Origin of the sequence: Fodinicola acaciae, assembly GCF_010993745.1 — a bacterium.
GTDB lineage: Bacteria > Actinomycetota > Actinomycetes > Mycobacteriales > HKI-0501 > Fodinicola > Fodinicola acaciae.
The window spans coordinates 1,140,066-1,163,366 of record NZ_WOTN01000004.1 but is presented as its reverse complement, the minus strand read 5'-3'; the positions used below and the strand labels follow the sequence as shown (position 1 = coordinate 1,163,366).

Below are 23,301 nucleotides of genomic sequence, written 5' to 3'. Positions count from 1 at the left end.
GGAGCGGGGTCATGGCACGTCGTACGGTGATCGGCTTGGCGGTGGCGGCGGTGGTCGTGCTGACCGCGACCGGCGCCGGAGTCGCGTACGCGACCGGTGTCATCCCCCGCCCGCCGCGGCCCGTCCAGAAGCAGGTCGAGGTCCAGCGGGTCGCCACCGAGCCGGCCGACACGCCGGCGACGCCGGAGATGCCGCCGACCAAGCCGTCGCCGACACCGGCGGCCAACACCAGAGGCCTGTCCTGCGGCGAAACCGGTCCCGCGCAAGCCGCGGTCGAGCGCTATCTGGACAGCCATCCCGGCTTCGGCAAGGTCGTCGTCGACGGCAGGCAGTCACCGCAGGACTGCGTGGCGATCGCGAAGTTCCAGCAGCGTTTCCGGATCATGCCGGCCAAAGGTTACGCCGGGAAGGTGACCGGCAACATCGTCAAGCGGCTCGCCGCGGCCAGGCTCAACGCCTGTGACACGAGAGGAAAGTTCACCGTCTGCGTGGACCTGACCTCGCAGACCATGTGGGTCAACAACGGCGGCAAGATCGCCTTCGGCCCGACGCCGATCCGCACCGGACGTGCCGGCCTGGCCACACCGCCTGGGCATTTTTCCATCTCCGACAAGAAAAAATCGACCATCTCGTCGTATTTCAGGGTGCGCCTGCCATATTGGCAGCGGTTCCACGCCGACATGGGTTTCCACCAGACGACCACTTATCTGTACGAGGGTGACAGCCCCGGCTCGCACGGCTGCATCAACCTGCTGCGCGGCGACGCGAGCAAGCTCTACTCGATGACCACGTCCGGCACGCACGTCCACGTCTTCGGCAAGAAACCGGTCTAATCCTTCGTCGGCAGCAATAGTCCGGCAGCGCTGAGGATGATGGCGCCGACAACCAAAGTCGGCCGCAGGCCGATGACCGTGGCCAGCCCGCCGCCGGCCAGTGCCGCGACCGGCTGGCCGCACCGTACGACCATCGACCAGCTCGCCGTCACCCGACCCATCAGCCGGTCCGGGGTGTGCAGCTGCCGGTAGGTCGTCTGCGTCGCGTTGTAGATCGAGGCCGCGGTCAGCAGGCCACACCAGCCGGCGATCGCCACCGCGAGCCCCGACCAGCCGGGCCAGGCCAACGGCACCAACAACACCCACGGTCCGCGCAGCAGGCCGGACCACCGCATGGTCGACAACATCCCGAGTCTTTCCGCGATACGCCGAGCGAAAAAGGCACCGACCAGGCCACCGACACACGGGATCGCGACGGCCAGGCCATATTGCGCCGAGGTCACCCGCAGCTCGCGGATCAGGAAAAGCGTCTGGATGGGGCTGAGCAGCACGATCGTCCACGACATCAGCGCATAACTGGCCAACAACCGCCGGAGCGACCTGTGCCGCGCGAGAAACGCAACGCCTTCTTTCACGCCGCCGCTCGACCGGGCCGGCCGCGCGGAGTCGTCGACTTTCCGTACGAGCAAAAGGATAAAGGCACTGCACAGGAAGGACGCGGCGTCCACGAGCACGGTCAGTGCCGCGCCGACGAGACCGACGACGACACCTCCGATCGCCGGGCCGAGCAGGTTGGCCAGCCACAGCGTGCCGTGCAGCTTGCCGTTGGCCTGGAGAAGGTCGTCCTTTCCCACCACCTTCTTCAAAAACGCCTGGCTCGCCGACGCGAACACCACCTCCAGCAAGGTGTTGACCGCCGTGACGACGCAAAGCTGCGCGACGGTCAACACGCCGAAGAGCCAGGCGGCGGGTACGGACGCGACCAACACCAGCCGGACGAGGTCGGCGGCGATCATCACCGGCCGTTTCGCTCGGCGGTCGACCCATGCTCCAGCCGGCAACGCGAAGATAGCCGTCCCAAGAGCCGCGCAAGCGGTGATGAGTGACGTCTGGAAAGTCGTGGTGTGCAGGACGACAACGCCGACCAGCGGGAGCGCCAACGCGCCGACCTGTGAGCCGATGTCGCTGATCGCCTGAGCGGTCCACAGAAATCCGAAGCCGTGCCGGACAGTCGGCCTGGTCGCCGCGTCGACCATCTACTTGATGGCGAGCGGGTTGATCGGCGAGCCGACGGCGCGGCGAAACTTGATCGGTGGTGCGCAGAAAAAATAGTCATAGCGGCCGTCGGCGGCGCAGTCGTCGGCCAGTTCGTCCAGGTCGAGCATCTCGCCGAGCGTCATCCCCAGGTCGCGGATCAGCACCATGTGCACGGCCAGCAGCGCGTCCGACTCGCCGGGCAGCACCTCGATGGCCCAGTTGTCCGAGCATACGGCGGAAATCTCGTGGTCGTGCAGCCACTCGCAGCAGGCCAGGCCGAGCCCCGGCTCGGCGGACATGAACGCCTCCCGGTCGCCGTCCTGGACGAACTTCGTGCGCCAGCCGGTCCGTACGGCCACCACATCGCCCGGCCGGATTTGCGTCCCCTGAGCCGAAACCGCGGCATCCAGCTCGTCGGGTGTGATGACCTCCCCGGCGTCCAGCCACGGCACGCCGCGATGGCGCGCGATGTCAATCAGTACGCCGCGGCCGGCGATCCCCTTGGCCTGCTTGTCGATCGAGCAGCGTTTGGCACCATGCGGCGTGATCGAGGACGCCGGAAATCCGTTGTAAAGCTGGTCATCGTAATAGACATGCGCGAGCGCGTCCCACTGCGACGCTGCCTGCAGCGGCATGAAAACGTAGTCGTCGGCGAAATGCATCGCGCCGAAATCCTGGTCGTCGCCGGTCTCGGCCATCAGCAGGACCGGATTCATCCGCATGCCGGCCGGCTGCGGTCCGCCAGGACCAAACGGGATCCCCAGGTCGAAGACCTTGCCGGTGCGTACGCTGCCGGCCGCGGCGACGATCCGCTCAGGAGTCAGGAAATTCGTCGTGCCTCGCTCGTCGCGCTCACCGTCGCGGTCCCACCGGCCCCAGTTGCTCAGTCGCCGGCCAATCTCCCGAAAATCAGTCACGTCATCTCCGCACTCTCAGGCATAGCAGGACAGCGGTTTTCCGCCGTTGTACGCGATCATGTCGGCGAGTGCGGCGAGAATGTCGACCTTCGGCCGTGACGGGTCGAGATCCGCGTACGCTCGGTGCAGGTTGCCGACGATCCGCTCGCGATCCAGCCAGTCGGCATAGCCGCCGAGCTCGGTCTGCCGAGCCGTTTCCAGCGGAGTCAGGCCGGCCGCCATGCCGTCGCCGGCGGTGGCGAGCACAAACTCCAGATAGCCGGTGACGGTTTCGATCAGGCCGCGGTCGCACGGCGCGCCGTGACCGGGCACGATCACGCGCGCCGGAATCGGTGCGACCACCTCGCGCAACACCTCGATCGCGCCTTTCACCGACCCCATCAGCAAAAACGGCGTTCCGCCGTTGAACAGCAAATCGCCGCAGAACAGCACTTCCTGGTCCGGCAGCCACACCAGGCTGTCGTTGCTGGTGTGCGCCGGCTGACCGACAAAGGTCACCTCGACCGGGTGGTCGTCGGACCACATCCGTACGCGGTCGGTGAAGGTGAGCGTCGGCGGCGCGATCCGGATGTCGCCCCAGTCGACCGGATCCCAGATCCCGGTGTTTCCCGGAAAACCGAAGGCCAGCACCTCGGTGCGGCAGTTTTCGTGCGCCACGACCGGAATCGCGCCGAACTCCGAGTTGCCGTATGTGTGATCGCCGTGGTGATGCGTGTTGACCAGCGCGGTCACCGGCGCCGGCGTCACCGACGCGATCCGCTCCTGGAAAGCGCGCGTGCGGCGCTGCGTCGAGCAGGAGTCGATGGCGATCACCGACGACCGGCCGGCGACGAAACCGGTGTTGTTGACATACCAGGAACCGTCTGGCTGGACGTACGCGAAAACCCCGTCGCCGACCTCGTGCAGCTCGGCCGGCCCGAGCTCCGGATGGTCGTGTCCGCTCGAACTCATAGCGGCACTCTCTCATGCGCATGGGACATTCCGCTGCGCCCCGAATTCGGGTATAAGGTACGTGTCTGCTACGGCGGAAGGGGGATCGATGCGCGGCCGGCACCGGATGCCGAGTGTGTGGCGCCGTACGATCCTCCGGCCGCCGGACAACCGGGTGGTGGGGTTTTCCTCGATCGGCGCGGTGGTCGCGGTCGGCGCCATCCTGGCGGGCATCTCGGCGAGCTCCAACACCGAGACGGCAGCGACCGCGGCGGCCACGCAGCAGCCGGCCAGCGCGCCGTCCAGCCCACAGTCCGACGCGCCGAAACCGGTGTCGGCACCGCACGAGACGACCACCCCGCGGCGCGGCAAGGCGACACCCAAGTCCGACAACGCGCCAGCTCCGCCGAGCCGCAAGCCGGCCACGCGGCGACCCGCGACGCAGCCGTCACAGCCGGCCATGCCGGACTGGATGCGCCGCTGGTACTGCTACTACAACCCTTGTAGGTAGCTCGCGGCCTCGCCAGGATGGTGACCATGGCCACAGAGGACACCTGGTTCACACCGCTCACACCACTTGCCTTCCTGGACCGGTCGGCGCGGGTCTTTCCGGACAAGACGGCCATCGCGTACGGTGATCGGCGCGTCACGTATGCACAGTTCGCCGCCGCGGCGACCCGGTTGGCGCACGCGCTGCGTGCCAGCGGCATCGAGTCCGGTGACCGCGTCGCGTACCTGCTGCCCAACATCCCCGAGATGCTGGTCGCCCACTTCGGTGTCGCGCTCGGCGGCGCGGTGCTGGTGGCGATCAACACGCGGCTGGCCGGCGCCGAGGTGCGCCACATCTGCGCGCACTCCGGCGCGAAAATGCTGGTCGTCGACGCCGCGCTGCATCCGACGATCGCGCCGGTCGCCGACGGCCTCGGCCTGGAGATCGTCACCGTCACCGACCCCGCGTCCGGCGCCAGCGCCGACCCGGCGGTCGGTGGCATCACGTACGAGCAGCTGCTGGAGCGCGGCGCGGACACACCGCTGCCCTGGAGTGTGGCCGATGAGCGGTCGACGATCTCGATCAACTACACGTCCGGCACGACCGGCATGCCCAAAGGCGTGATGTATCACCATCGCGGTGCCTATCTGAACTCGCTCGCCGAGATCGTCCACAGTGGACACACGCCGGACTCGCGCTATCTGTGGACATTGCCGATGTTTCACTGCAACGGCTGGTGCACGACGTGGGCCGTCACGGCGATCGGCGGCACGCACGTGTGCCTGCGCGCCGTCGACCCGGCGGAAATCTGGCGGCTGTTCGACGAAGAAGGCATTACGCATCTCAACGGCGCGCCAACTGTCCTTGTGACCATTGCGAATGCCGAGCAGGCACGTCCGCTGAAACGCGAAATCGTGGTCACGACGGCCGGCGCACCGCCGAGTCCGACGGTGATCGGCCGGATGACCGAGCTCGGCGCCCGGCTGGTGCACGTCTACGGCCTGACCGAGACCTACGGGCCGTACACGGTCTGCGAGGTGCAGGACGGCTGGACGCGGCTGGATCCCGAGGCACGCAACAAAAAGCTGGCTCGGCAAGGCGTCGGCATGGTGGTCACCGACGGCGTACGCGTCGTCGCCGACGACATGACCGACGTGCCGCGCGACGGCGCCACCATGGGTGAGGTGGTGATGCGCGGCAACAACGTGATGTCCGGATATTTCGCCGACCCGGAGGCGACCGAGCGCGCTTTTCGCGGTGGCTGGTTTCATTCCGGCGATCTCGGCGTCTGGCACCCGGACGGTTACATCGAGCTTCGCGACCGCGCCAAAGACATCATCGTGTCCGGTGGCGAGAACATCTCGACGATCGAGGTCGAGGCGTCCATCGACTCGCATCCGGCGGTGCTGGAAGTGGCCGTTGTGGGCGTACCGCACGAAAAGTGGGGTGAGCGGCCGAAGGCGTTCGTCGTGTTACGGTCCGGTGCCGCCGCGACCGCCGAGGAGATCATCGAGCACGTACGCGGCCGGCTGGCCCGCTTCAAGGCACCGGACAGCGTGGACTTCGTCGCCGAACTGCCGAAAACCTCCACCGGCAAGATCCAGAAGTTCCAGCTGCGCGAGCGCGAATGGCAGGGGCACGAGTCGCGCATCCAGGGCTGACATACGCTCGTTCGGGTGACCATCGCTGAAGATCTCGCTCCGACCGGCGTCCTGCGCGCGTCGATCAACCTCGGCAACGCCGTGCTGGCGCAGGGCACGCCGGACGCGCCGAGCGGCATCACCGTCGACCTCGCCCGCGAGATCGCGGCCCGGCTCGACGTGCCGGTGGAGTTCGTCTGCTTCGACGCCGCGCGCAAGTCGTACGAGGCGATGACGGCCGGCCGTGCCGACATCTGTTTCCTGGCCGTCGATCCGGCGCGCGAGGCAGAGGTTTGCTTCACCGCGCCGTACGTCGTCATCGAAGGTGTCTACGTCGTGCCGAAAGACGCGGACTTCGTCACACCGTCCGATGTGGACAGTGCCGGCGTACGCGTTGGAGTGAAACGCGGATCGGCGTATGACCTCCATCTGTCCCGGACTTTGCGGCACGCGACCGTCGTACGCGGCGACGAAGGCATCGAGGTCTTTCTCGCCGAGGGCCTGGAGGCCGGCGCCGGAATCCGCCAGCCGATGAACCGTTTCGTCGCCGGACACCCGGAACTGCGCGTCATCGAGGAACGCTTCATGCAGATCCAGCAGGCGGTCGGCACGACGAAAAGCCGGCGACCGGAGACCGTACGCTTCCTGCGCGACCTGGTCGAGGAGCTGAAAGCGAGCGGTTTCGTCGCCGAGTCACTGCGCCGAGCTGGGCAGTCCGACGCGTCACCAGCTTGACGACGTACGCTCGACCCGCTTTCCTGGAGATCAGGGTCCCTGATAAGAGGTGACGATGGATCTCGACGCGCTGGTCGCTATCGACATACACGTGCATGCCGAGGTGTCGGCCGACGGGCACACCGCGCTGTCGCCGGTGTTGTCCGCGGCGGCCGGAAAATACTTCGGTGTCGACGACGCGGCGCGGCTGCCGTCGACCGACGAGATCGCGCGGATCTATCGCGAACAGCGGATGGCGTGCGTGCTCTTCACCGTCGACGCCGAGGCGGCCACCGGTCATCCGCCGATCGCCAACTCCGAGATCGCCGCGGCCGCCGCGAAACATCCGGACGTGATCATCCCGTTCGCCAGCCTCGACCCGGCGCGCGGCGCGACCGCCGTACGCGAGGCGCGCCGGCTGGTCGAGGAGGAAGGCGTACGCGGCTTCAAGTTTCATCCGAGCGTGCAGGCGTTCTTTCCGTCCGACCGAGCGGTTTATCCGTTGTACGAGGCGATCCAGCAGGCCGGCGTGCCGGCGCTGTTCCACAGTGGACAGACCGGCATCGGCTCCGGCCTGCCAGCTGGCGGCGGCATCCGGCTGAAATACTCCAACCCGATGGAAATCGACGACGTGGCCGCCGATTTTCCCGACCTCACCCTCATCCTGGCGCACCCGTCGTTTCCGTGGCAGGACGAGGCGCTCGCGATCGCCACGCACAAACCGAACGTGTTCATCGACCTCTCCGGCTGGTCGCCCACGTACTTCCCGCCGCAGCTGGTCCGTTACGCCAACTCGCTGCTGCAGGACAAGGTGCTCTTCGGCTCGGACTTTCCACTGATCACTCCGCAACGGTGGCTGCGCGACTTCGCCGCGCTGGAGATCAAGCCGCAGGTGCGGCAGAAGATCCTGAAGGACAACGCGATCCGCGTGCTCGGGCTGGACAAGACGTGACGCGTTCTCCCGACGTAGGCTTTCTGGCGTGCGAGTGCGACCGACGCTGACCTGGCAACGGACCGGTGAGCCGGCGTCGCGTACGACCGATCTGACCGCAGTCGCCGAGGCCGTCGCCGCCGGTCGGGTGCTGGTGCTGAGCGGCGCCGGGATCTCCACCGAGTCCGGCATTCCGGACTATCGCGGCGAGGCCGGCAGCCTGCGCAAACACACCCCGATGACGTACGGCGAGTTCGTCGGCGACGCCGCCGCGCGCCAGCGCTACTGGGCGCGCAGCCACGTCGGATGGCAGACGATCGCGCGCGCTCGGCCCAACGACGGCCACCGCGCGGTGGCTCAGCTGCAGGCCGCCGGTCGGTTGACCAGCGTCATCACGCAAAACGTCGATGGCCTGCACCAGGCCGCCGGCGCGACCGAGGTCGTGGAGCTGCACGGCAGCCTCGACCGGGTGATCTGCCTCGGCTGCCGCGAGAGGAGCCCGCGCGCCGACCTGCACCGGCGGCTCGCCGCCGCGAATCCGGCCTTCGCCGGCGCCGCCGACCGCGTCAACCCGGACGGCGACGTGGAGCTGGCCGAGCACGTCGTACGCGATTTCCGGCTGGTCGACTGCGTTTCGTGCGGCTCCGGAGTGCTCAAGCCGGACGTGGTTTTCTTCGGCGAAAACGTACCTCCGGCGCGAGTCGCCGAGTGCTATCGGCTGGTCGAGGAGGCCGACTCGTTGCTGGTGCTCGGATCGTCGTTGACCGTCATGTCCGGTCTGCGTTTTGTCCGGTACGCCGCGCAAAACGGCAAGCCGGTGCTGATCGTCAACCGCGGCGAGACCCGCGGCGACCAGTACGCGACCGTACGCGTCGACCTGCCGCTGGGCCGCGCACTCACGGACCTGGCTCGTCGTTTCGGCTAGGGCCTGTTTCGAAACAGACCCTAGCGAGCCACACCGTGTGGCCACCGCAGTCCGGATCGACCGCGACATGAGCCACGACGTCGAACCCGCACTGACCGAGCAGCCGGCGGTAATCGTCCGGATCGAGGCTCGCGTGATAGAGCGGATCGCCTTCCAGCGTGCCGATCCGCTCTCCGAAGGCGGGGCCGCTGGTGAACAGCAGCGGCGCGGCTAGCTCGGCGTGGTCGCGGAAAACCGGGAACATCAGCCGCTGTTGGTCAGGTGACAGGTGGAAAAAGCTGTCCCACGCGATGACGCCGCCGAATCTGCGGCCGAGCCGCAGCGAGCGCATGTCGGCGACCACGGCGTCGGAATCCGGGAGATTTTTCCTGAAAACACTGATCATTTCCGGTGAACTATCCACGCCGGTGACCGGATGTCCTTGATCCGCCAGGTAACGCGCGACGGGTTGGCCTGAGCCACAGCCGATGTCGAGCACCGTCGCGCCAGGTGCGAGCAGGCCGGCGAACCGCTCGATCCAGCCGCGTTCTCCGAGCTTCGTGCCGCGCGCGGCGATCCACGCGGCCGCGTGCCGCCGATAGACCTCGATCACGTCGTCGGTCATGACCGAGCGGCTTTGACGTGCAGCATGTCCCTTGTGTACGGGCGAAAACCGACGCCGTGATACAGGCTTCGCGCGGCTGGATGCGTTGCCGCGCCAAGGCAGGCGACCATCATGCGCGTCGCGCCGGCTGCTTTTGCCTGCCGCATGCCATACAACTGCAGTGCGGTCCCCAGTCCCCGGCGGCGAAAGTCGCGGTGCGTACCGACCGGCTCGAACTCGGCGATCCGGTTTTCCTCGTCCAGCCAGGCGATCGCCGATGCCACGAGCGTGCCGTCCAGCGCCTCGACGAGTACGTGCAGATCGCCGCGATATGGCCAGGTTTGGCGTACGCGCTGGAAATCCGACTCGGTCAGCTGGCTCCGGTCCCAGGCTCCGCGATGCGCCTCGACCGCGTCCGCGACCGAGACCTCGTCGGCCGTACGGAAGCGGAATCCCGGTGGCAGCACCGGATCCGGCAGGTCCGTCAGCTCGCGTACGTTTGCCTGCGTCCACGACTCGTCGTCCGCATCGAACGCATAGCCGTGCTTGGTGACGCTCGCGAGCGCGTTTTCGTCCGCCGACTGCACGATCACCCGCCGCTCGGTCTCGCCGGCCACCTCGTCATACCAGTCGAGGATCTCGGGCAGCAGCTCCAGCCGGTCCGGATGCACCTGCCAGGTCAGCTGCGACCCGGACAGGCTGACCCATCCCCAGGCGACCACCCGGTCGCCGGCAAACCACAGCCGATGCCGCCACGACTCGCCGAGCGCGTCGACGCCCTTCGACCAGACCCAGGCCAACTCGCCGACACTCGCGTCGGCGGTCACCAGCTCCGGCCGCAGCGCGGTCACCTCCCGCGCCAGCCCCTGCATCAGCCGGAGATCGTGCGGACCAAGCTCTGCCATGCGAGCACTCTGACAAGCCACAGCCGCCGCCGTCGAGAGAATTTCAGGAGGTGAGCACGTCCTCGAGGTCGAACTTCACCGGCACCTCCAGCTGCTCGTACGTGCACGAGCGCGGATCGCGGTCCTCGCGCCACCGTACGAACTGGCCGGTGTGCCGCAGCCGTACGCCCTCCATCTGGCTGTAGCGGATCTCCACCACGCGCTCGGGCCGCAGGGGCACGAACGACAGGTCCTTGCCGACCGCCCACCGGCTGCCTTCGGCGTTACGCGGCGTACGGTTGCCCTCTTCCTGCTTGGCCCACGCCCACGGATGGTCGTCGAAGGTCGTCACCAGCGGCTGCAGCTCCTGGAACAGCTCGGCACGGCGCGCCATCGGAAACGAGCCGATCACGCCGATGCTCGCCAGCTCGCCGCTGTCGGTGTAGAGGCCGAGCAACAGCGAGCCGATCCGGTCGGGGCCGCTCTTGTGCAGCCGATAGCCGGCGACCACGCAGTCGGCCGTACGCTCGTGCTTGACCTTGAACATCGTGCGCTTGTCCGGCAGATACGCCCCGTCCAGCGGCTTGGCGATCAGGCCGTCCAGGCCGGCGCCTTCGAACTGCGAAAACCACACCCGCGCGACCGACCGGTCGGTGGTCGCCGGCGTCACGTGCACCGGCGCCTGCGCGTCGGCCAGCGCCTCGTCAAGCACCTGGCGGCGCTCCGCGAACGGCCGGTCGGTGTAGTCGGTGTCGCCGAGCGCCAGCAGGTCGAAGGCGACGAACCGGGCCGGCGTCGTCTCGGACAGCAGCTTGACCCGGCTCGCGGCCGGATGGATGCGCTGTTGCAGCGCCTCGAAGTCGAGCCGGTCGCCGGTCGCGCCGACCAACACGATCTCTCCATCGATGACGCATTTTTCCGGCAGATTCCGCGCAAACGCCTCGACCAGCTCGGGGAAATAGCGCGTCATCGGTTTCTCGTTGCGGCTGCCGAGCTCGATCTCGTCGCCGTCCCGGAAGACGATCGACCGGAATCCGTCCCATTTCGGCTCATAGCTCAGATCGCCTTCGGGAATGTCCTTGACGGCCTTGGCCAGCATCGGCGCGACCGGCGGCATAACGGGAAGTTGCATGAGCCGATTGTGCCTGTTCGGCCGCGAAGCGCCAGCGACGGGCCGACAATGGTGAAGGTGACGGCAGAGTTTCCGCGAGTCATCGCGATCGGCGGCGCGCCGCGCTCCGGCAAGAGCACGGTCGCGCGGTTGGTGGCCGCGCGGCTCGGCTATGACCACATCGGCACCGACGATCTCAGCACCGCCGCACGAGCCGCGACCACCCCGGCCAGCGATCCCGATCTGCATCCGATGGCCGGCATCGACCATCGCGACTATTACCTGCGGACCCCGGCCGACCAGCTCTGGCAGCATTTCATCCGCGCACATCGCGCGTTATGGCCGATCGTCGAGGCCGTCATGGCGCCGCGGCTGGACTGGGGAGACCCGGCCGTCATCGAGGGCTGGGCCATTCTCCCCGAATTCGCCGCGAAAACGTACACCTGCTGGCTGCGGGTGGACATCGAGCTCATCGAAAAGCGTATTCGCGACGACACCGAGTTCTGGCGCGGTGCGGCGGATCCGGAGAAGGTGATCGCGGCTTTCACCGGACAATGCCACCGCTACAACGAACACATCGACCGGACCGCGCCAAACGTGATCCGGATCGGCGCCGAGACGCCGGACGAGATCTGCGCTCGCATCCTCAGGGATTTACCGCGACACCCTTGAAAAACGTGTAGTGGAAGGTGCCCTCGACGGTACGGCGCAGGTCGGCGATGCCGCGGTCGAAGTCGGCGGCAGTCGACAGGCCGGCGGCGATGGCGTCATCGCGTACGGCCGCGATCATCGCGGTGAACGTGTTGCGGGTGAATCCGTCGACAAGCGCCGGCCGGCTCGGGTCGACGTAAACCGTACGCGGCCGCACCAGCACCTCGTCGAACCCGGCGTCGGTCAGCAGCGGCCACAGCCGCCGGCCGATCAACCCGTCGCCGCCACCGGCCGCCTGCAACCGCACCAGGCAGTCGACCGCGGCACGCGCGTATCCGCTGTCCGGATGGAAAAACGCCGAGTCGTGGTCGCCCTCGATCACCGTGATCGTGCCACCTGGCCGCAACACACCGCGTATCGCTTTGAGCGCCGCGACCGGATCGAGCAGGTGTTCCAACACGAAACACACGAAAACATGGTCGAAACTCTCCGCTGCCAGCGCGAACAGGTCGACCTGGCGGAACTCCACACCGGTCACCCGAGACCTGGCCTTTTCCAGCGAATCGGCGGAAACGTCGATCGCCACCAGGTCGGTCCCCGGACTGTTGGCCACCAGGTGGACGGTCTGCGCGCCGACTCCGCAACCGACCTCCAGCACGCGGCTGCCGGCCGGAAACCGCGTGCCGGCGTGCAGCAGGTCGGCGAGCGTGTCCGCCTGGTCGGAGAGGCGGCGCGCCTCGTACGTCGAATAGCCGTGCACATACATGGCTCCACCGTGCTGGCACTATGGACCAATGGCTAGGTCCAAACAGGCCCACGATGACCGGTCCATAAGAGCGGCGGACTTCCTGCAGCTCGACATCGCGCAGGCGCCGGCTGGCCGGATGGCCGACTGGCTGGCCGAGCAGCTGCGGCGCGCGGTGTCCGACGGCCGGCTCGCGGTCGGCAGCCGGCTGCCGGCGACCCGTACGCTCGCCGCCGACCTGCGCGTCTCCCGCGGCGTGGTGACCGAGGCCTACCAGCGGCTCATCGAGGACGGCCACGCGGCCGGCCGCGGCCGCGCCGGCACGGTCGTCGTCGCCGCACCGGTGGCCGCACCGCCGGCGCGCGCGCCGGAGACGACTTCCGGCGACATATTTGGAAAACCGCCGGGACTCGACATTTTCGACGCGATACGTGCGACTCCGGCGCGGATCGACCTCTCCCCAGGCCTGCCTGACCTGGCCGCGTTTCCCCGCGCGGCCTGGTCGCGCGCCGAGCGTGCCGTCCTCGCCAGCCTGTCGGCCGCCGACTTCGGCTATGGCGATCCGCACGGCGATCCGGCGCTGCGGCTCGCGGTTTCTCATTGGCTGGCACGGAATCGCGGCATACGCGTCGATCCGGCCGACGTCGTGATCGTCGCCGGCGTCACGCAGGCGCTCGCGCTGATCGGTCAGGTTTTGCGGCATAACGGCATTTCCGAGGTCGCGGTCGAGGATCCGTGCTCGCTCGGCGCACGGCTGCACCTGCGGCACTGGGGGATCGACACGCCGCCGGTCGCGGTCGACGCGTACGGCCTGACCGTCACCGACCTGCGCTCGCCGGCGGTGATGGTCACGCCGGCGCACCAGTTTCCGACTGGCGTCGTGCTGGACGGCCGGCGCCGCCGGGAGCTGATGCGGTGGGACGGACTGGTCATCGAGGACGATTACGACGCCGAACACCGCTATGACCGGCCGCCGGTGCCGGCGTTGCGTGACATGATGGCCGAGCGCGTCATTTACGCCGGCAGCATGTCCAAGCTGATCGCGCCGGCCCTGCGCATCGGCTGGGTCCTGCCGCCGCCCGCGCTGTTCGACGATTTCGTTGCCGCCAAACGCGTTGCGGATCTCGGCAACCCGGTGATCGCGCAGCTCGTCCTGGCCGCGCTGATGGAAAACGGCGAACTCGAACGCCATCTGCGGCTGCTGCGCCGGCGCCATCGCGGTCGTCGCGACGCGATGGTGCGCGCGATCCGTCAACACCTGCCCGACGCCGACATCCATGGGGCCGCGGCCGGTTTGCATGTGATGGTCACGTTTTCCGGCGGTGACGACACCGAGTTGGCCGCCGCGGCGGCTCGTCGCGGCGTGAAGGTGCATCCGTTGTCCTGGCATCGGCAACGGCCTGGCGCGCCAGGACTGGTGCTCGGATACGCGGCGCGTACGCCTTCCGACATCGAAGAAGCCATCGCCGTTGTCGGCAAGGTCAGGTAATCGCACTCAGCCGTATGACCAGTGCGGCTGCTTCGCGCCGCCGTGCGTCAAGGCACTTTCGCGACTGCCACGGCGGCGGCCGCCAGGCTGACAATGCCACAGCAGGCAAGGAAAACGCCGGCACCCCAGGCGGCGGTGACCAGGCCGGCGAGCGGAAAGATCAGCGGACTCAGGCCAAGCGTCAGCAGGGTCAGCATCGCCGTGACCCGACCGAGAAAGCGCGGCTCGGCGGTTTGTTGCAGCAACGTGTAGCCGACGACCGCGGCGACTGCGCTGGTCAGGCCGAGCACGCCGGAGACGGCGATGCCTGCCGTCGCCGGCAGCACGCCGATCGACGCGACGGCGAAAGCGGTCAACAGCAAGGAAACCGTCATCGACAGTCGCGGGCTCGGCACGCGGTTGAGCACCGCGACACCGACGCTGGACAGCGCCGCACCGATGCTGAACGCGCTCAACATCGCCGCGAGCACGACCGGACCGTCGTGACGTTCTCCGGTCAACAGCACGAAAGCGACGCCGATCGGACCGCTGAAACACAGCTCGCTCAGGGCAATGACGATCACCAGCGCGAGCAGGCCGGACCGGCCGCGTACATAGCGTAAACCTTCCCGGAAATCCGACCAGAGGCTCGCCGCCGGCGCCGGCTCCGCGGCCCCGACGCGTACGAACAACAGCAATGCCAGCGAGACCAGGAAAAGCAGCCCGGCGACGGCGAAAGTGCCTGGCGTGCCGGAAAAAGCCAGCATCACGCCGGCCGCCATCGGGCCGGCCGCGTTGGCGAACCGGACGCCGAGCATGCGCATCCCCTGCACCCGGCCGAGTTGGCTGGACGAGGTGAGACGCGGCGGCAACGCGCCGACCGCCGGCATGAAAAGCGCGTCGGCGACGCCGAAAACGACAGCCAGGACGTAGAGGAGCCAGAGCGGCGATCCGGCGGCCAGCAGGAGACCGGCGACGAGCAGGATGGTCAGGCAACGGACGACGTCGCCGGAAATGACCATCCGGCGCGGTCCCCAGCGATCGGCCAGCACGCCGCCGGCCAGCATCAGCACGGCACGTGGCAACGCACCAGCGGCGATCACCAGGCCGGCCTGCGCCGGGCCGGCCAGCCGCTCCGCGGTCGCCGACAGGGTCACGAAATAGATGACGTCGCCGGTGACGGACGCCGCGTACGCGCCGAGCCAACGCAGCACGTTGGCATCGCGATGCGCCGCCGTACGCTGCAACATCGGCTAACGGTCCAGTAGCGGAAAGGCCTGCAGTTGCAGCGAAACCGGATCGCCGTCGTCCTCGTCCCGGTAACGCGAGATCGTCTCGACCAGCTCTGTTTTCAAGGCGTTGAGCCGATCCGGGGTAAGCCGGAGCGTGTAGTCGCTGAAGATCGAGGCACCGTACCAATCGTTGGGCAGCAGCGGGATCACCCCGGCCACCCGGCGCAGCTCGTCGGAATAGGCGAGCACGCCGGCCTGCGCGTACGCGCGGCTTTCCGGCTGGTCCGGCGAGCCGGCCGGATCGTGGAACGAGGAGCGATGTTTGGCTCGCCACCAACGATCGCGGCCGCTGCCGCGGCTCTCGTCCTCCTCGATCAGGCCGCCGGCGGCGAGCCGGCGCAGGTGATAGCTGGCGGCTCCGGTGTCCAGCGAGAAGACGTCGGCGAGCTGCGTCGCGGTGGCCGGACCGTACTGGCGCAGACGGTTGAGCAGGTTGAGTCGCATCGGATGTGCGAGCACGCGCAAGGTGGCGGTGTCGAGCGTGATGTCACGGTCCGGATCTGGCGCCAGCGGGTCCTTCGGCATGTCTCTCAGCGTAGACCAATCGGCCGCATTGCGGACTCGCCATGCAGGTGATTGGTCTAACCGGATTTGTGTCCGTAAGCAGACAGTAGGCGATCTGTGCGTTGGCAGCCGGTGACCGATTGCCTATAACGAGAACGCTTCCGCCGCCTCCAGGGATGGTGACCATGTTCCGGTCCAGGCGCGTTCTGGTCCCCGCGTTGAGCCTCGTCGCCGCCTGCGCGGTGGCTCTGTCGGTCGCCGGCAGCGTGCCGGCATCGGCCGAAAAGGCGGCAAAACCGCCCGCCGACGGTCCGATCACCAGCGTCTGGACGGAAAACTCGTCGGTCAACCTGTTCAAGGACGACCTCGCCGCGCCGGACGTCAGCCGGTCGGTCAGCATCACCTTGGCACGCAACGAATACGAGGCCGCTCAGGTGGCGATCCGCAAGGACCGCGACTTCACCATACGCGGCGTCAGCTTCGGTCCGCTCACCAGCGGAACCCACGCACTGGCGGCCGCCAACCTGAGCTATCGGTTCGTCGAGTTCTCCCACCTCAACCACAATTCGGCCTTCGCCGGCCGCTATCCGATCGCCAATCCGATCCGCACCGGACCCGGCGACTATCCGGACGGCCTGTCCAACGACCGGTCCGTACGCGTGCCGGCCAACACCACGCAACCGATCTGGATCCGCGCATACGCGCCAAAAGACGCCGCGCCCGGCGTCTACACCGGCACCGCGACGATCGTCACCGACACCGGCCAGTCGGCCGTACCGATCTCGATCGACATCAGAAACGTCACCATCCCCGACAACCGCGACAGTGGCTTCACGCGTGCGATGTGGATGACGACCTTCGGCCCGTTGTCCTGGGACGAAGGCGCCGGCGACACCATCAAGCTCTACTACGGCCTGGATCGCTATTCTCCGAAATGGTGGCAGCTGATGGGAAATCTCGCCGCCATGATGAAGGCCTATCGCAACAACGACCTGCCGGTGCCGCTGGTCACGGCGTTGATCGACGGCGGCTCGTATCTGGACGCGAACGGCACGTACCACTTCAACTGGCAGCGTTTCGACCAGTTGGTCCAGTTTTTCATGGAGCGGGGCGCCGTCAAGCAGCTGGAAGGCTTCTGGTGGTCTTTCGGCGCCAAGGACGGCATCATGCAGACCGAGATCATCGCGCCGCCACAGAACGGCAAGACCGGACGTGCGTACGTGCCGACCGGCGGTGCCGAGGAGAAGCGCTGGACCAGCCAGTTCCTGCCGGCGCTGCGTGACCACATCCAGGCCAAGGGCTGGGAAAAGATCTACTGGATGCACGTCAACGACGAGCTGCCGCCCGACCAGGTCGACCGCTATGTGGCCACCGCCAAGGCAATCCGCGCGGTGTGGCCGCAGGTGCGCATTTCCGATGCCAACAACGTACAAAGCTCGCAGGCCGGCATCGCCGCGGTGCAGAGCTTCCACATCCCGAGCATCATCCTGACCAACGAGAATCCCGCGTTCTACGACCAGCAGATCAAGAACGGCAAGGATGTCTGGATCTACACCGCCAACATCCCGACCGGGACGTATCTGAACAGGTTCATCGATCAGCCGGCCTATGACCAGCGGGAGACGATGTGGTATGCGTACCAGCACGGGATCACCGGCTATCTGCACTGGGCCTTGAACAACTGGCAATACACACTGGACCAGCAGGACGTGAAAGGCGATGGTTACATCGTCTTGCCGGACAAGGAAAACAACACGTTCAAGTCCACGATCCGGTTTGAGTCGTATCGTGACGGCGCCGAGGACTACGAGCTGCTGAAGCTGCTGGAGAAGACCAAGCCGGCGCTCGCGAAAGGCCTGGCCGCGAGCGTGGTCAGCAACGCGACTCGCTACAGCCGCGACACCGGATTCATCACGCGCATCCACAACGCGCTGGTCGCCGCGGCGGCTGGAGACTCGATTTTCCCGACTGTGCTCGGCACCGCGGGCGCCGGCCAGCTGCCGGTGCAGGTCGACCTGAAGAAGCAGGCACAAGTCGATGGACTGCGGATCAACGTCAGCTCCGCGAAGTCGTTCAGCGTGGAGCTTTCCTACGACGGCGAGAAGTGGTCGCCGGCCTACACCACGAGCAGTGCCGAAAGCGGTGACACCTTCGTCGGCGTCAACGGGAAAGCGCGCTATGCGCGGATCGTTGGCGACGGAGCCGTCTCGAGTGTGCAGGTCGGTGGATCGTATCTGGCGCAGGAAAATCTGGCCGGCGGCCGGCCGTACGAGAAGTCCGATCCCAACCTCCAGCATCCGGACACCGGCAACGCGCTGTCGACCGACGGCGTGATCGCCGGTGACTATCCGGATCGGAAGTCGTGGGGCTATGACCTGTCCAGCGGGCAAAGCAAGACCGTGGACGTGACCGTGGACCTGGCGGCGAACAAGACCGTCGGCCGGATCAGCGTGCATCGTTATGAGGACTGGGACGCGCGCTATTCGCCGGACATCGTGGCGGTGTCGACCAGTGACGACGGCAAAACCTTTGTCCAGAAAGGCTTTGCGAAGAAGACGAACGCGCACGACGGCTTGTGGTATGACTATCGCTTCCCGGCCGTGTCGGCGCGGTTCGTACGCGTGACGTTCACCAAGACGTGCGGCTCGCTGGCGGACGCGCTGTTCATCGACGAGATCGAGGCGTACGCGCCGCCGCCGGGTCAGGACGTCAACTTCGCCGCGGGCGCCACGTACAGAAAGTCGGCGGAGCCCGACGACCCGACCTTCCCCGACACCGGCAACCACGAGTCGACCGACGGCGTGATCGCCGGCAACTTCTTCGACGGCAATGGTTACGCGTACTACATGACGCCTGGCAAGAGCCGTACGGTGTCGATCACGTTGGAACTGAAGGGACCGCGGACGCTCAACCGTGCGACGGTCGCGAAGTACAACGACGACGTACACAACTATGCGCCTGACAACGTGAAGGTTTACACGAGTGTCGACGGGGCTTCGTTCCAGTACAAGGGTCAGACGGCCTGGGGCAGCGGTGGTTGGTTCGACCTTCCGTTCGACGACACGTTCGCGTTGTATGTGCGGTTGGACCTGACGAAGAAGGATGGCTATTTCGCGGACTACCTGTTCGTGGACGAGATCGGGTTGTTCGGCGATCCCAACAGTGCGACCACGAACCTGGCGCTTGGGAAGACATACACGAAGTCTGGTGGCGGGGACCCCAACTATCCGGACTCCACGCCCGGTGACTCGACCGATGGGTTTATCGCTGGACACTATTCCGATCACAAGTCGTATGCGTGGGTCATGCAGCCCGGGGACACGCTCACTGTGGATATCACCGTTGATCTTGGGGCTGTGAAGGATGTGCAGCTGGTGCGGTTTTGGAGATATAACGATGGGGAGCATGGATATGCGCCGGACAGTGTGAAGGTGTCTACCAGTGTGGATGGGAGTTCGTTTGTTGATCGGGCGACGGTGACGGCGCCGGCGGAGAGGTGGTTTGTGGCGGGGGTTGGTGGGGTTGGGGCGCGGTATGTGCGGTTTACCGCCACGAAGAAGTACGGGTATTTTGCGGAGTATATATTTGCGGATGAGGTTGAGGTTTATGGGAAGTAGGTCCTGGGTAGTGTGAAGCATCCTGGGGTGGTGCAAGCTGAGGTGTGCGGTAAATCCGGGATGCTTCACAGTGGGGCGTGTTGCGGTGGAGGGGATGGGGGCCGCGTGTCGCGGTGGGAGGTGGATGGAGCTGGGTGTTGCGGTGGCAAAGGGTTTGGGCGTCGCATTGTGCGTTGGGTGGATGGTTGAGGGCGTCGCATTGTGCGTTAAGGGGATGGTTGGCGGGGTTCAATTGTTGCGGTGGAGAGGTGGTTAGGGCGCCGCGTCGTGCGTTGGGTGGGTGGTTGGGGGGTCAATTGTGCGGCATGTGAGGTGGTTGCGTTTAGGGATTAAGACCTTTTGCCTCAGGGAGGGTGGGAAGGGCCGTCGAGGTGCGAGTTGGGTGCGGGGTGGCTTTGTTTGTTCTCCCCCTCGGCGCCCTGAAGGGAACCACATTTCCGGTACGGGCCGCCGAGCTTTCGTACGGGGTTGCGTTTTGGAGGCGGCAGCTCATAATGTGCGGACTGTGGGATATAATGGTGGCATGGACGGTAGCATGGGGGTTATCGGGGATCCGCTGTTCGCGTTGAATCTTGTGGACGCGGCGCCGGATGCGGAGACGGTTCGGGTGCTGCAGGAGCTTGATCTTGGTGCCGCGGATCGGTACGAATGTCTCGCCGTGATGGAAGTGACCAATCGGTTGATCGCGGCGATGCAGGGAATGCAGCTCGCCGCGATGGGGCGGTTCATCACCCAGTACGATCCGCTGGCACGACGGTACGCCGCCGCCGACGTCGCCTCAGCGTTGACATGGACCACCAGAGCCACCGCCAGCCGGTTGCAGTGGGGCGAACACGTGACCACCACACTCCCCCGCACGCTGGCCGCATTGTGTGCCGGTGTTGTTGATATCGCCAAGGCGCGGACAATGATCGAGCAGACCGAAATCATCGACCCCGACATCGCCGGCCAGGTCGAGAACACCGTCATCCCGCAGGCGGAGAACCGGACCTACCGGTGGTTCCGCGACACCGTCAAGCGCACCATCGCCACGCTTGACCCGGAAGCTTCCGAGCAGCGCCGCCAGGCCCACCGACACCCTCCTGGACTACGGGCGCCTGAAGTACAAGCCCAACCCCGCGCTCGCCGACTACGTCAGAGCCAACACCCCCACCTGCAACTTCCCCAACTGCAACCGGCCAGCCAGAAGCTGCGAGTTGGACCACACCGTCCCGTTTCCGGACGGCCCAACCTCGGCCGACAATCTCAAACCCTTGTGCAAGTTTCACCATGAATGCAAAACCCACCATGGCTGGGACCTCACACAGGCGACGCCAGGCAGGTACGTCTGGACCTCACCACTCGGCCGCACGTACGTCGTCGACCTCAACCAGTGACCATCGAAATCTGCCAGTAGTCAGCATAGCGGCCATCGCGACGCAGCAGCTCCTCGTGGCTGCCTTCCTCCACGATCTGGCCGCCCGCAAGGAAAACCACGCGGTCGGCGCGCTGGACGGTACGCAGCCGGTGCGCCACCATGACCACCGTACGGCCGGTCATCAGTCGCTCGATGCCGTCGTGGACGGCGGCTTCGTTCACCGGATCCAGCGCAGAGGTCACCTCGTCCAGCAGCACGATCGGCGCGTCTTTCAGCAGCGCGCGTGCAATCGACACGCGCTGGCGTTCGCCACCGGACAGCAGCGAGCCGCGACGACGATCCACGCCCGGCCGTGGTCGACCGGCCCCGGCGACAACAGCACGCGCCCCAGCTCGACCACCGCCAACAACGGCGCGAGACCAGCGACAGAGCCGACGATCTGCAGGATCACGACCGCCACGAAGCTTCCAGCATGCGGTCGCAGCAACGCGACGGCGTTCATCCCATCGCCTGCTGGCGAAACACCGCCAACGCGGTGTCGATGGCATCCTTTTCCTTCCACCGCACCAGATTCAGAGCCGCGGACAGCTGGCGCTTGCCGTCGTCTCGGATCCACGCCAGTGTCAGCGCACCCCACACCGTGCCGTCGTGGCCCCAGTACGCGCCGTCTTTCTGCAGTCCCAGGCCATAATCGATGAGCTCGCCTTCCTGCGAGACGACCTTGACGGTCCGCCGCATCTGCTCCAGCGACGAGCGGTCGACGATCTTTCCGTCGAGCAGCGCGGCATAGAAGTCGTTGACGTCGGCGACGGTCGAGATGAGCGAGGCCGCCGGCCCGACCCACGACATGTCATAGATGCTGTAGTCGCGCGGTGGATCGATCGTGCCGAAAAGCGACTCGTACATTCTCGAATGCGATCCGTCGACCTGAGTGCCGGCCGGAAACTCGGTGTGCCGCAGGCCGGCCGGCTCGATGACCTCACGCGTGATGCATTGCTCGGCGGTCATTCCACTCACCTGCTCCAAAAGCTGGCCGAGCAGCAGATAGTTGGTGTTGGAATAGACACCTGGCGCGACACCCGGCCGGCCGACGCGCGGCGCGTTGACGCCCATCTCGATCAGCTTCACCGCGTCGAAATGTACGAACCTGTTGTCGTCGAGGCTGTCCGGCTTCAGCTCCGCCAGAGACGGATACGCGTACGGCAGATACTCGGCGAGACCGCTCGTGTGGTTGAGCAGCATCCGTACGGTGATCGCGGAGTCGGACAACAAATGCGGCAGATAGAAGCTCACCGGCGTGTCCAGATCGATGTCCTGCCGCAGAACAGCCGCGGAGGTGAAGGTTTTCGTGATGCTGCCGACGCGTTGCTGCATGTCAGGCGTCACCGGCCGGCCGGTGTCGAGGTCGGCGACACCGGCCGCGCCGCACCAGGTTTGGCCGTCAATACGCACCTCGGCGTAGACACCGGGGACGCCGGCGCGATGAATATCGGTCAGCGCGGAGATAAAATTGGCAGCCAGCATGGCCCCCACCTTTCTCAAACAGTTTATTCGGCTAATGCGCGCCGCAAAGCTCCGGTGAGCTCGGCAAGCTGCCGCTGCGACACGTCAGCCGACACGATTGCCTGCGAGCCGTGGAAAGTGCCGGCCCACTGGTGCAGGTCGACCGATACGCCGGAGTCGAGCAGCCTGAGCGCGTAGGCGATGTTTTCGTCGCGGTTGGGACAAAACTCGGCAGCGGAAACGTACGCCGGCGGCAGGCCGGAAAGATCGTCGGCGCGAGCCGGCGCCGCATACGGTGTCGCCTCCGTCGAGCCGAGATAGTGCCGCCACGCGGTCGCGTACTTGTCGCGGTTGAACCACGGCGTGTCGGTGAAGTTGCGCGCCGACCAGCTCTGCTGCCGGTCGTCCAGCGCCGGCTGGTGGAGCAGCTGAAACCGGATCGGCGGCCCCTGCTGGTCGCGCGCACGCAGCGCGAGACCGGCCGCGATGCCACCGCCGGCGCTGTGCCCGCCGACCGCGATCCGCGCCGGGTCGATGCCAAGCTCGGCGGCGTGCGCGAAAGCCCAGCCGAGCACCGCGTACGCGTCGTTGATCGCGGCGGGATAACGGTTTTCCGGCGCCAACCGGTACGCGACGGAAATGACCAACTGGCCAGACCCGTCGGCGATCCGGATGGCCCACGGATGCTCGGTGTCCAGCGTCCCCATGATCCAGCCGCCGCCATGAAACCAGACGATGGCCCCCTGCGCGTCTCGCGGCCGATAGATCCGCACCGGCACGTCCGGATCGGCCGGGACCACCCGGTCCTCGATCTCCAAGCCGTCGGTCTGCAGGGGCGGCACACCGGCGACGAACTTCGCCAGGTCGTCGCGCGCCGCCACCGGATCGGCCAGGTCGGTCGGCGGCAGGAACGGCAGAAAGGCTTCGAGCTCGGGATCCATGCCATCATCCTGCGCGTACGCCGGCGTTGCGTCATCCGACAGTCGTCGGTCTTCTCCATTGGGTCGCG

Annotated in this window: 22 protein-coding genes and 1 pseudogene; 10 read left to right on the top strand and 13 right to left on the bottom strand. The window is 66.6% G+C overall.

Annotated features, from left to right (window positions below; genetic code table 11):
* Nucleotides 1-11: 11 nt before the first annotated feature.
* Nucleotides 12-833, top strand: coding sequence for a L,D-transpeptidase family protein (locus GNX95_RS40935; protein ID WP_163513540.1), 822 nt, complete (start codon nucleotides 12-14; stop codon nucleotides 831-833).
* Here GNX95_RS40935 and GNX95_RS40930 read toward each other — a convergent pair.
* The 3 genes from GNX95_RS40930 to GNX95_RS40920 are packed head-to-tail and all read right to left on the bottom strand — an operon-like array spanning nucleotide 830 to nucleotide 3,898.
* Entirely contained in the window at nucleotides 830-2,029 is a 1,200-nt protein-coding gene (locus GNX95_RS40930; RefSeq protein WP_163513539.1) for an MFS transporter, read from the bottom strand. The genes GNX95_RS40935 and GNX95_RS40930 overlap by 4 nt on opposite strands.
* Nucleotides 2,030-2,947 carry a cyclase family protein gene (locus GNX95_RS40925; protein WP_163513537.1) on the bottom strand — a complete coding sequence of 306 codons (918 nt, stop codon included), beginning with the start codon at nucleotides 2,945-2,947 and terminating at the stop codon, nucleotides 2,030-2,032.
* A 15-nt stretch (nucleotides 2,948-2,962) separates the two neighbouring features.
* Complete coding sequence (locus GNX95_RS40920) at nucleotides 2,963-3,898, bottom strand: MBL fold metallo-hydrolase (RefSeq protein WP_163513535.1); 936 nt, start codon at nucleotides 3,896-3,898, stop codon at nucleotides 2,963-2,965.
* 88 nt (nucleotides 3,899-3,986) lie between these two features.
* Between GNX95_RS40920 and GNX95_RS40915 the strand changes: the two genes are divergently transcribed.
* The 5 genes from GNX95_RS40915 to GNX95_RS40895 are packed head-to-tail and all read left to right on the top strand — an operon-like array spanning nucleotide 3,987 to nucleotide 8,577.
* Nucleotides 3,987-4,388: a dihydrolipoyllysine-residue succinyltransferase component of 2-oxoglutarate dehydrogenase complex gene (locus tag GNX95_RS40915; RefSeq protein WP_163513533.1), complete on the top strand. Its 402-nt coding sequence runs from the start codon at nucleotides 3,987-3,989 to the stop codon at nucleotides 4,386-4,388.
* Nucleotides 4,389-4,405: 17 nt separating this feature from the next.
* Entirely contained in the window at nucleotides 4,406-6,028 is a 1,623-nt protein-coding gene (locus GNX95_RS40910) for an acyl--CoA ligase family protein (protein ID WP_425483950.1), read from the top strand.
* A gap of 15 nt (nucleotides 6,029-6,043) precedes the next feature.
* A complete protein-coding gene (locus GNX95_RS40905; RefSeq protein ID WP_163513530.1) occupies nucleotides 6,044-6,742 on the top strand; it encodes a transporter substrate-binding domain-containing protein in 699 nt (232 codons plus the stop codon).
* Between the two features lie 55 nt (nucleotides 6,743-6,797).
* Nucleotides 6,798-7,673 (top strand): amidohydrolase family protein, encoded by an 876-nt coding sequence (locus tag GNX95_RS40900; RefSeq protein ID WP_163513528.1) that lies wholly within the window; start codon nucleotides 6,798-6,800, stop codon nucleotides 7,671-7,673.
* 34 nt (nucleotides 7,674-7,707) lie between these two features.
* Nucleotides 7,708-8,577 carry an NAD-dependent protein deacetylase gene (locus GNX95_RS40895; RefSeq protein ID WP_425483956.1) on the top strand — a complete coding sequence of 290 codons (870 nt, stop codon included), beginning with the start codon at nucleotides 7,708-7,710 and terminating at the stop codon, nucleotides 8,575-8,577.
* On the opposite strand, the gene GNX95_RS40890 is transcribed toward GNX95_RS40895, so the two are convergent.
* From GNX95_RS40890 to GNX95_RS40880, 3 genes are read right to left on the bottom strand one after another with little or no spacing between them, the layout of a single operon-like run.
* Nucleotides 8,549-9,181, bottom strand: coding sequence for a class I SAM-dependent DNA methyltransferase (locus GNX95_RS40890; protein WP_163513524.1), 633 nt, complete (start codon nucleotides 9,179-9,181; stop codon nucleotides 8,549-8,551). The genes GNX95_RS40895 and GNX95_RS40890 overlap by 29 nt on opposite strands.
* A complete protein-coding gene (locus tag GNX95_RS40885; RefSeq protein WP_163513522.1) occupies nucleotides 9,178-10,065 on the bottom strand; it encodes a GNAT family N-acetyltransferase in 888 nt (295 codons plus the stop codon). Before GNX95_RS40885 ends, GNX95_RS40890 begins: the two co-directional genes overlap by 4 nt.
* A 43-nt stretch (nucleotides 10,066-10,108) precedes the next feature.
* Nucleotides 10,109-11,176, bottom strand: a complete 1,068-nt coding sequence (locus GNX95_RS40880) for an ATP-dependent DNA ligase (RefSeq protein ID WP_163513520.1) — start codon at nucleotides 11,174-11,176, stop codon at nucleotides 10,109-10,111.
* A gap of 57 nt (nucleotides 11,177-11,233) precedes the next feature.
* Here GNX95_RS40880 and GNX95_RS40875 point away from each other — a divergent pair, with 57 nt between their 5' ends.
* Nucleotides 11,234-11,827, top strand: coding sequence for a hypothetical protein (locus tag GNX95_RS40875; protein WP_163513518.1), 594 nt, complete (start codon nucleotides 11,234-11,236; stop codon nucleotides 11,825-11,827).
* On the opposite strand, the gene GNX95_RS40870 is transcribed toward GNX95_RS40875, so the two are convergent.
* A complete protein-coding gene (locus GNX95_RS40870; RefSeq protein WP_163513516.1) occupies nucleotides 11,802-12,572 on the bottom strand; it encodes an L-histidine N(alpha)-methyltransferase in 771 nt (256 codons plus the stop codon). The genes GNX95_RS40875 and GNX95_RS40870 overlap by 26 nt on opposite strands.
* A gap of 28 nt (nucleotides 12,573-12,600) precedes the next feature.
* On the opposite strand from GNX95_RS40870, the gene pdxR reads away from it, so the two are divergent.
* Entirely contained in the window at nucleotides 12,601-14,040 is a 1,440-nt protein-coding gene (gene pdxR, locus GNX95_RS40865; protein WP_163513514.1) for a MocR-like pyridoxine biosynthesis transcription factor PdxR, read from the top strand.
* Nucleotides 14,041-14,087: 47 nt separating this feature from the next.
* Here the strand turns inward: pdxR and GNX95_RS40860 are convergent, their stop codons facing one another.
* Entirely contained in the window at nucleotides 14,088-15,269 is a 1,182-nt protein-coding gene (locus GNX95_RS40860; RefSeq protein ID WP_163513512.1) for an MFS transporter, read from the bottom strand.
* A gap of 3 nt (nucleotides 15,270-15,272) precedes the next feature.
* Nucleotides 15,273-15,836, bottom strand: a complete 564-nt coding sequence (locus GNX95_RS40855; RefSeq protein WP_163513510.1) for an ArsR/SmtB family transcription factor — start codon at nucleotides 15,834-15,836, stop codon at nucleotides 15,273-15,275.
* Nucleotides 15,837-16,033: 197 nt separating this feature from the next.
* Here GNX95_RS40855 and GNX95_RS40850 point away from each other — a divergent pair, with 197 nt between their 5' ends.
* Both GNX95_RS40850 and GNX95_RS40845 read left to right on the top strand, forming a co-directional pair.
* Nucleotides 16,034-19,432, top strand: a complete 3,399-nt coding sequence (locus GNX95_RS40850) for a glycoside hydrolase domain-containing protein (RefSeq protein WP_163513508.1) — start codon at nucleotides 16,034-16,036, stop codon at nucleotides 19,430-19,432.
* Nucleotides 19,433-19,955: 523 nt separating this feature from the next.
* Nucleotides 19,956-20,705 (top strand): DUF222 domain-containing protein, encoded by a 750-nt coding sequence (locus GNX95_RS40845; protein ID WP_163513506.1) that lies wholly within the window; start codon nucleotides 19,956-19,958, stop codon nucleotides 20,703-20,705.
* A gap of 92 nt (nucleotides 20,706-20,797) precedes the next feature.
* Here GNX95_RS40845 and GNX95_RS40840 read toward each other — a convergent pair.
* The 4 genes and pseudogenes from GNX95_RS40840 to GNX95_RS40825 all read right to left on the bottom strand — a co-directional run.
* Nucleotides 20,798-21,118: pseudogene (locus GNX95_RS40840) on the bottom strand (ATP-binding cassette domain-containing protein); the annotation flags it as partial.
* Nucleotides 21,061-21,291: a hypothetical protein gene (locus GNX95_RS40835; protein WP_163513504.1), complete on the bottom strand. Its 231-nt coding sequence runs from the start codon at nucleotides 21,289-21,291 to the stop codon at nucleotides 21,061-21,063. The pseudogene GNX95_RS40840 and the gene GNX95_RS40835, both read right to left, overlap by 58 nt.
* The gene (locus tag GNX95_RS40830; protein ID WP_163513502.1) at nucleotides 21,288-22,313 is read right to left on the bottom strand and encodes a serine hydrolase domain-containing protein; all 1,026 of its coding nucleotides are present in this window, start codon (nucleotides 22,311-22,313) and stop codon (nucleotides 21,288-21,290) included. The genes GNX95_RS40835 and GNX95_RS40830 overlap by 4 nt, the downstream gene beginning before the upstream one ends.
* 23 nt (nucleotides 22,314-22,336) lie before the next feature.
* On the bottom strand, nucleotides 22,337-23,233 hold the full coding sequence (locus GNX95_RS40825; protein WP_163513500.1) for an alpha/beta hydrolase: 897 nt from the start codon (nucleotides 23,231-23,233) through the stop codon (nucleotides 22,337-22,339).
* Nucleotides 23,234-23,301: the final 68 nt, after the last annotated feature.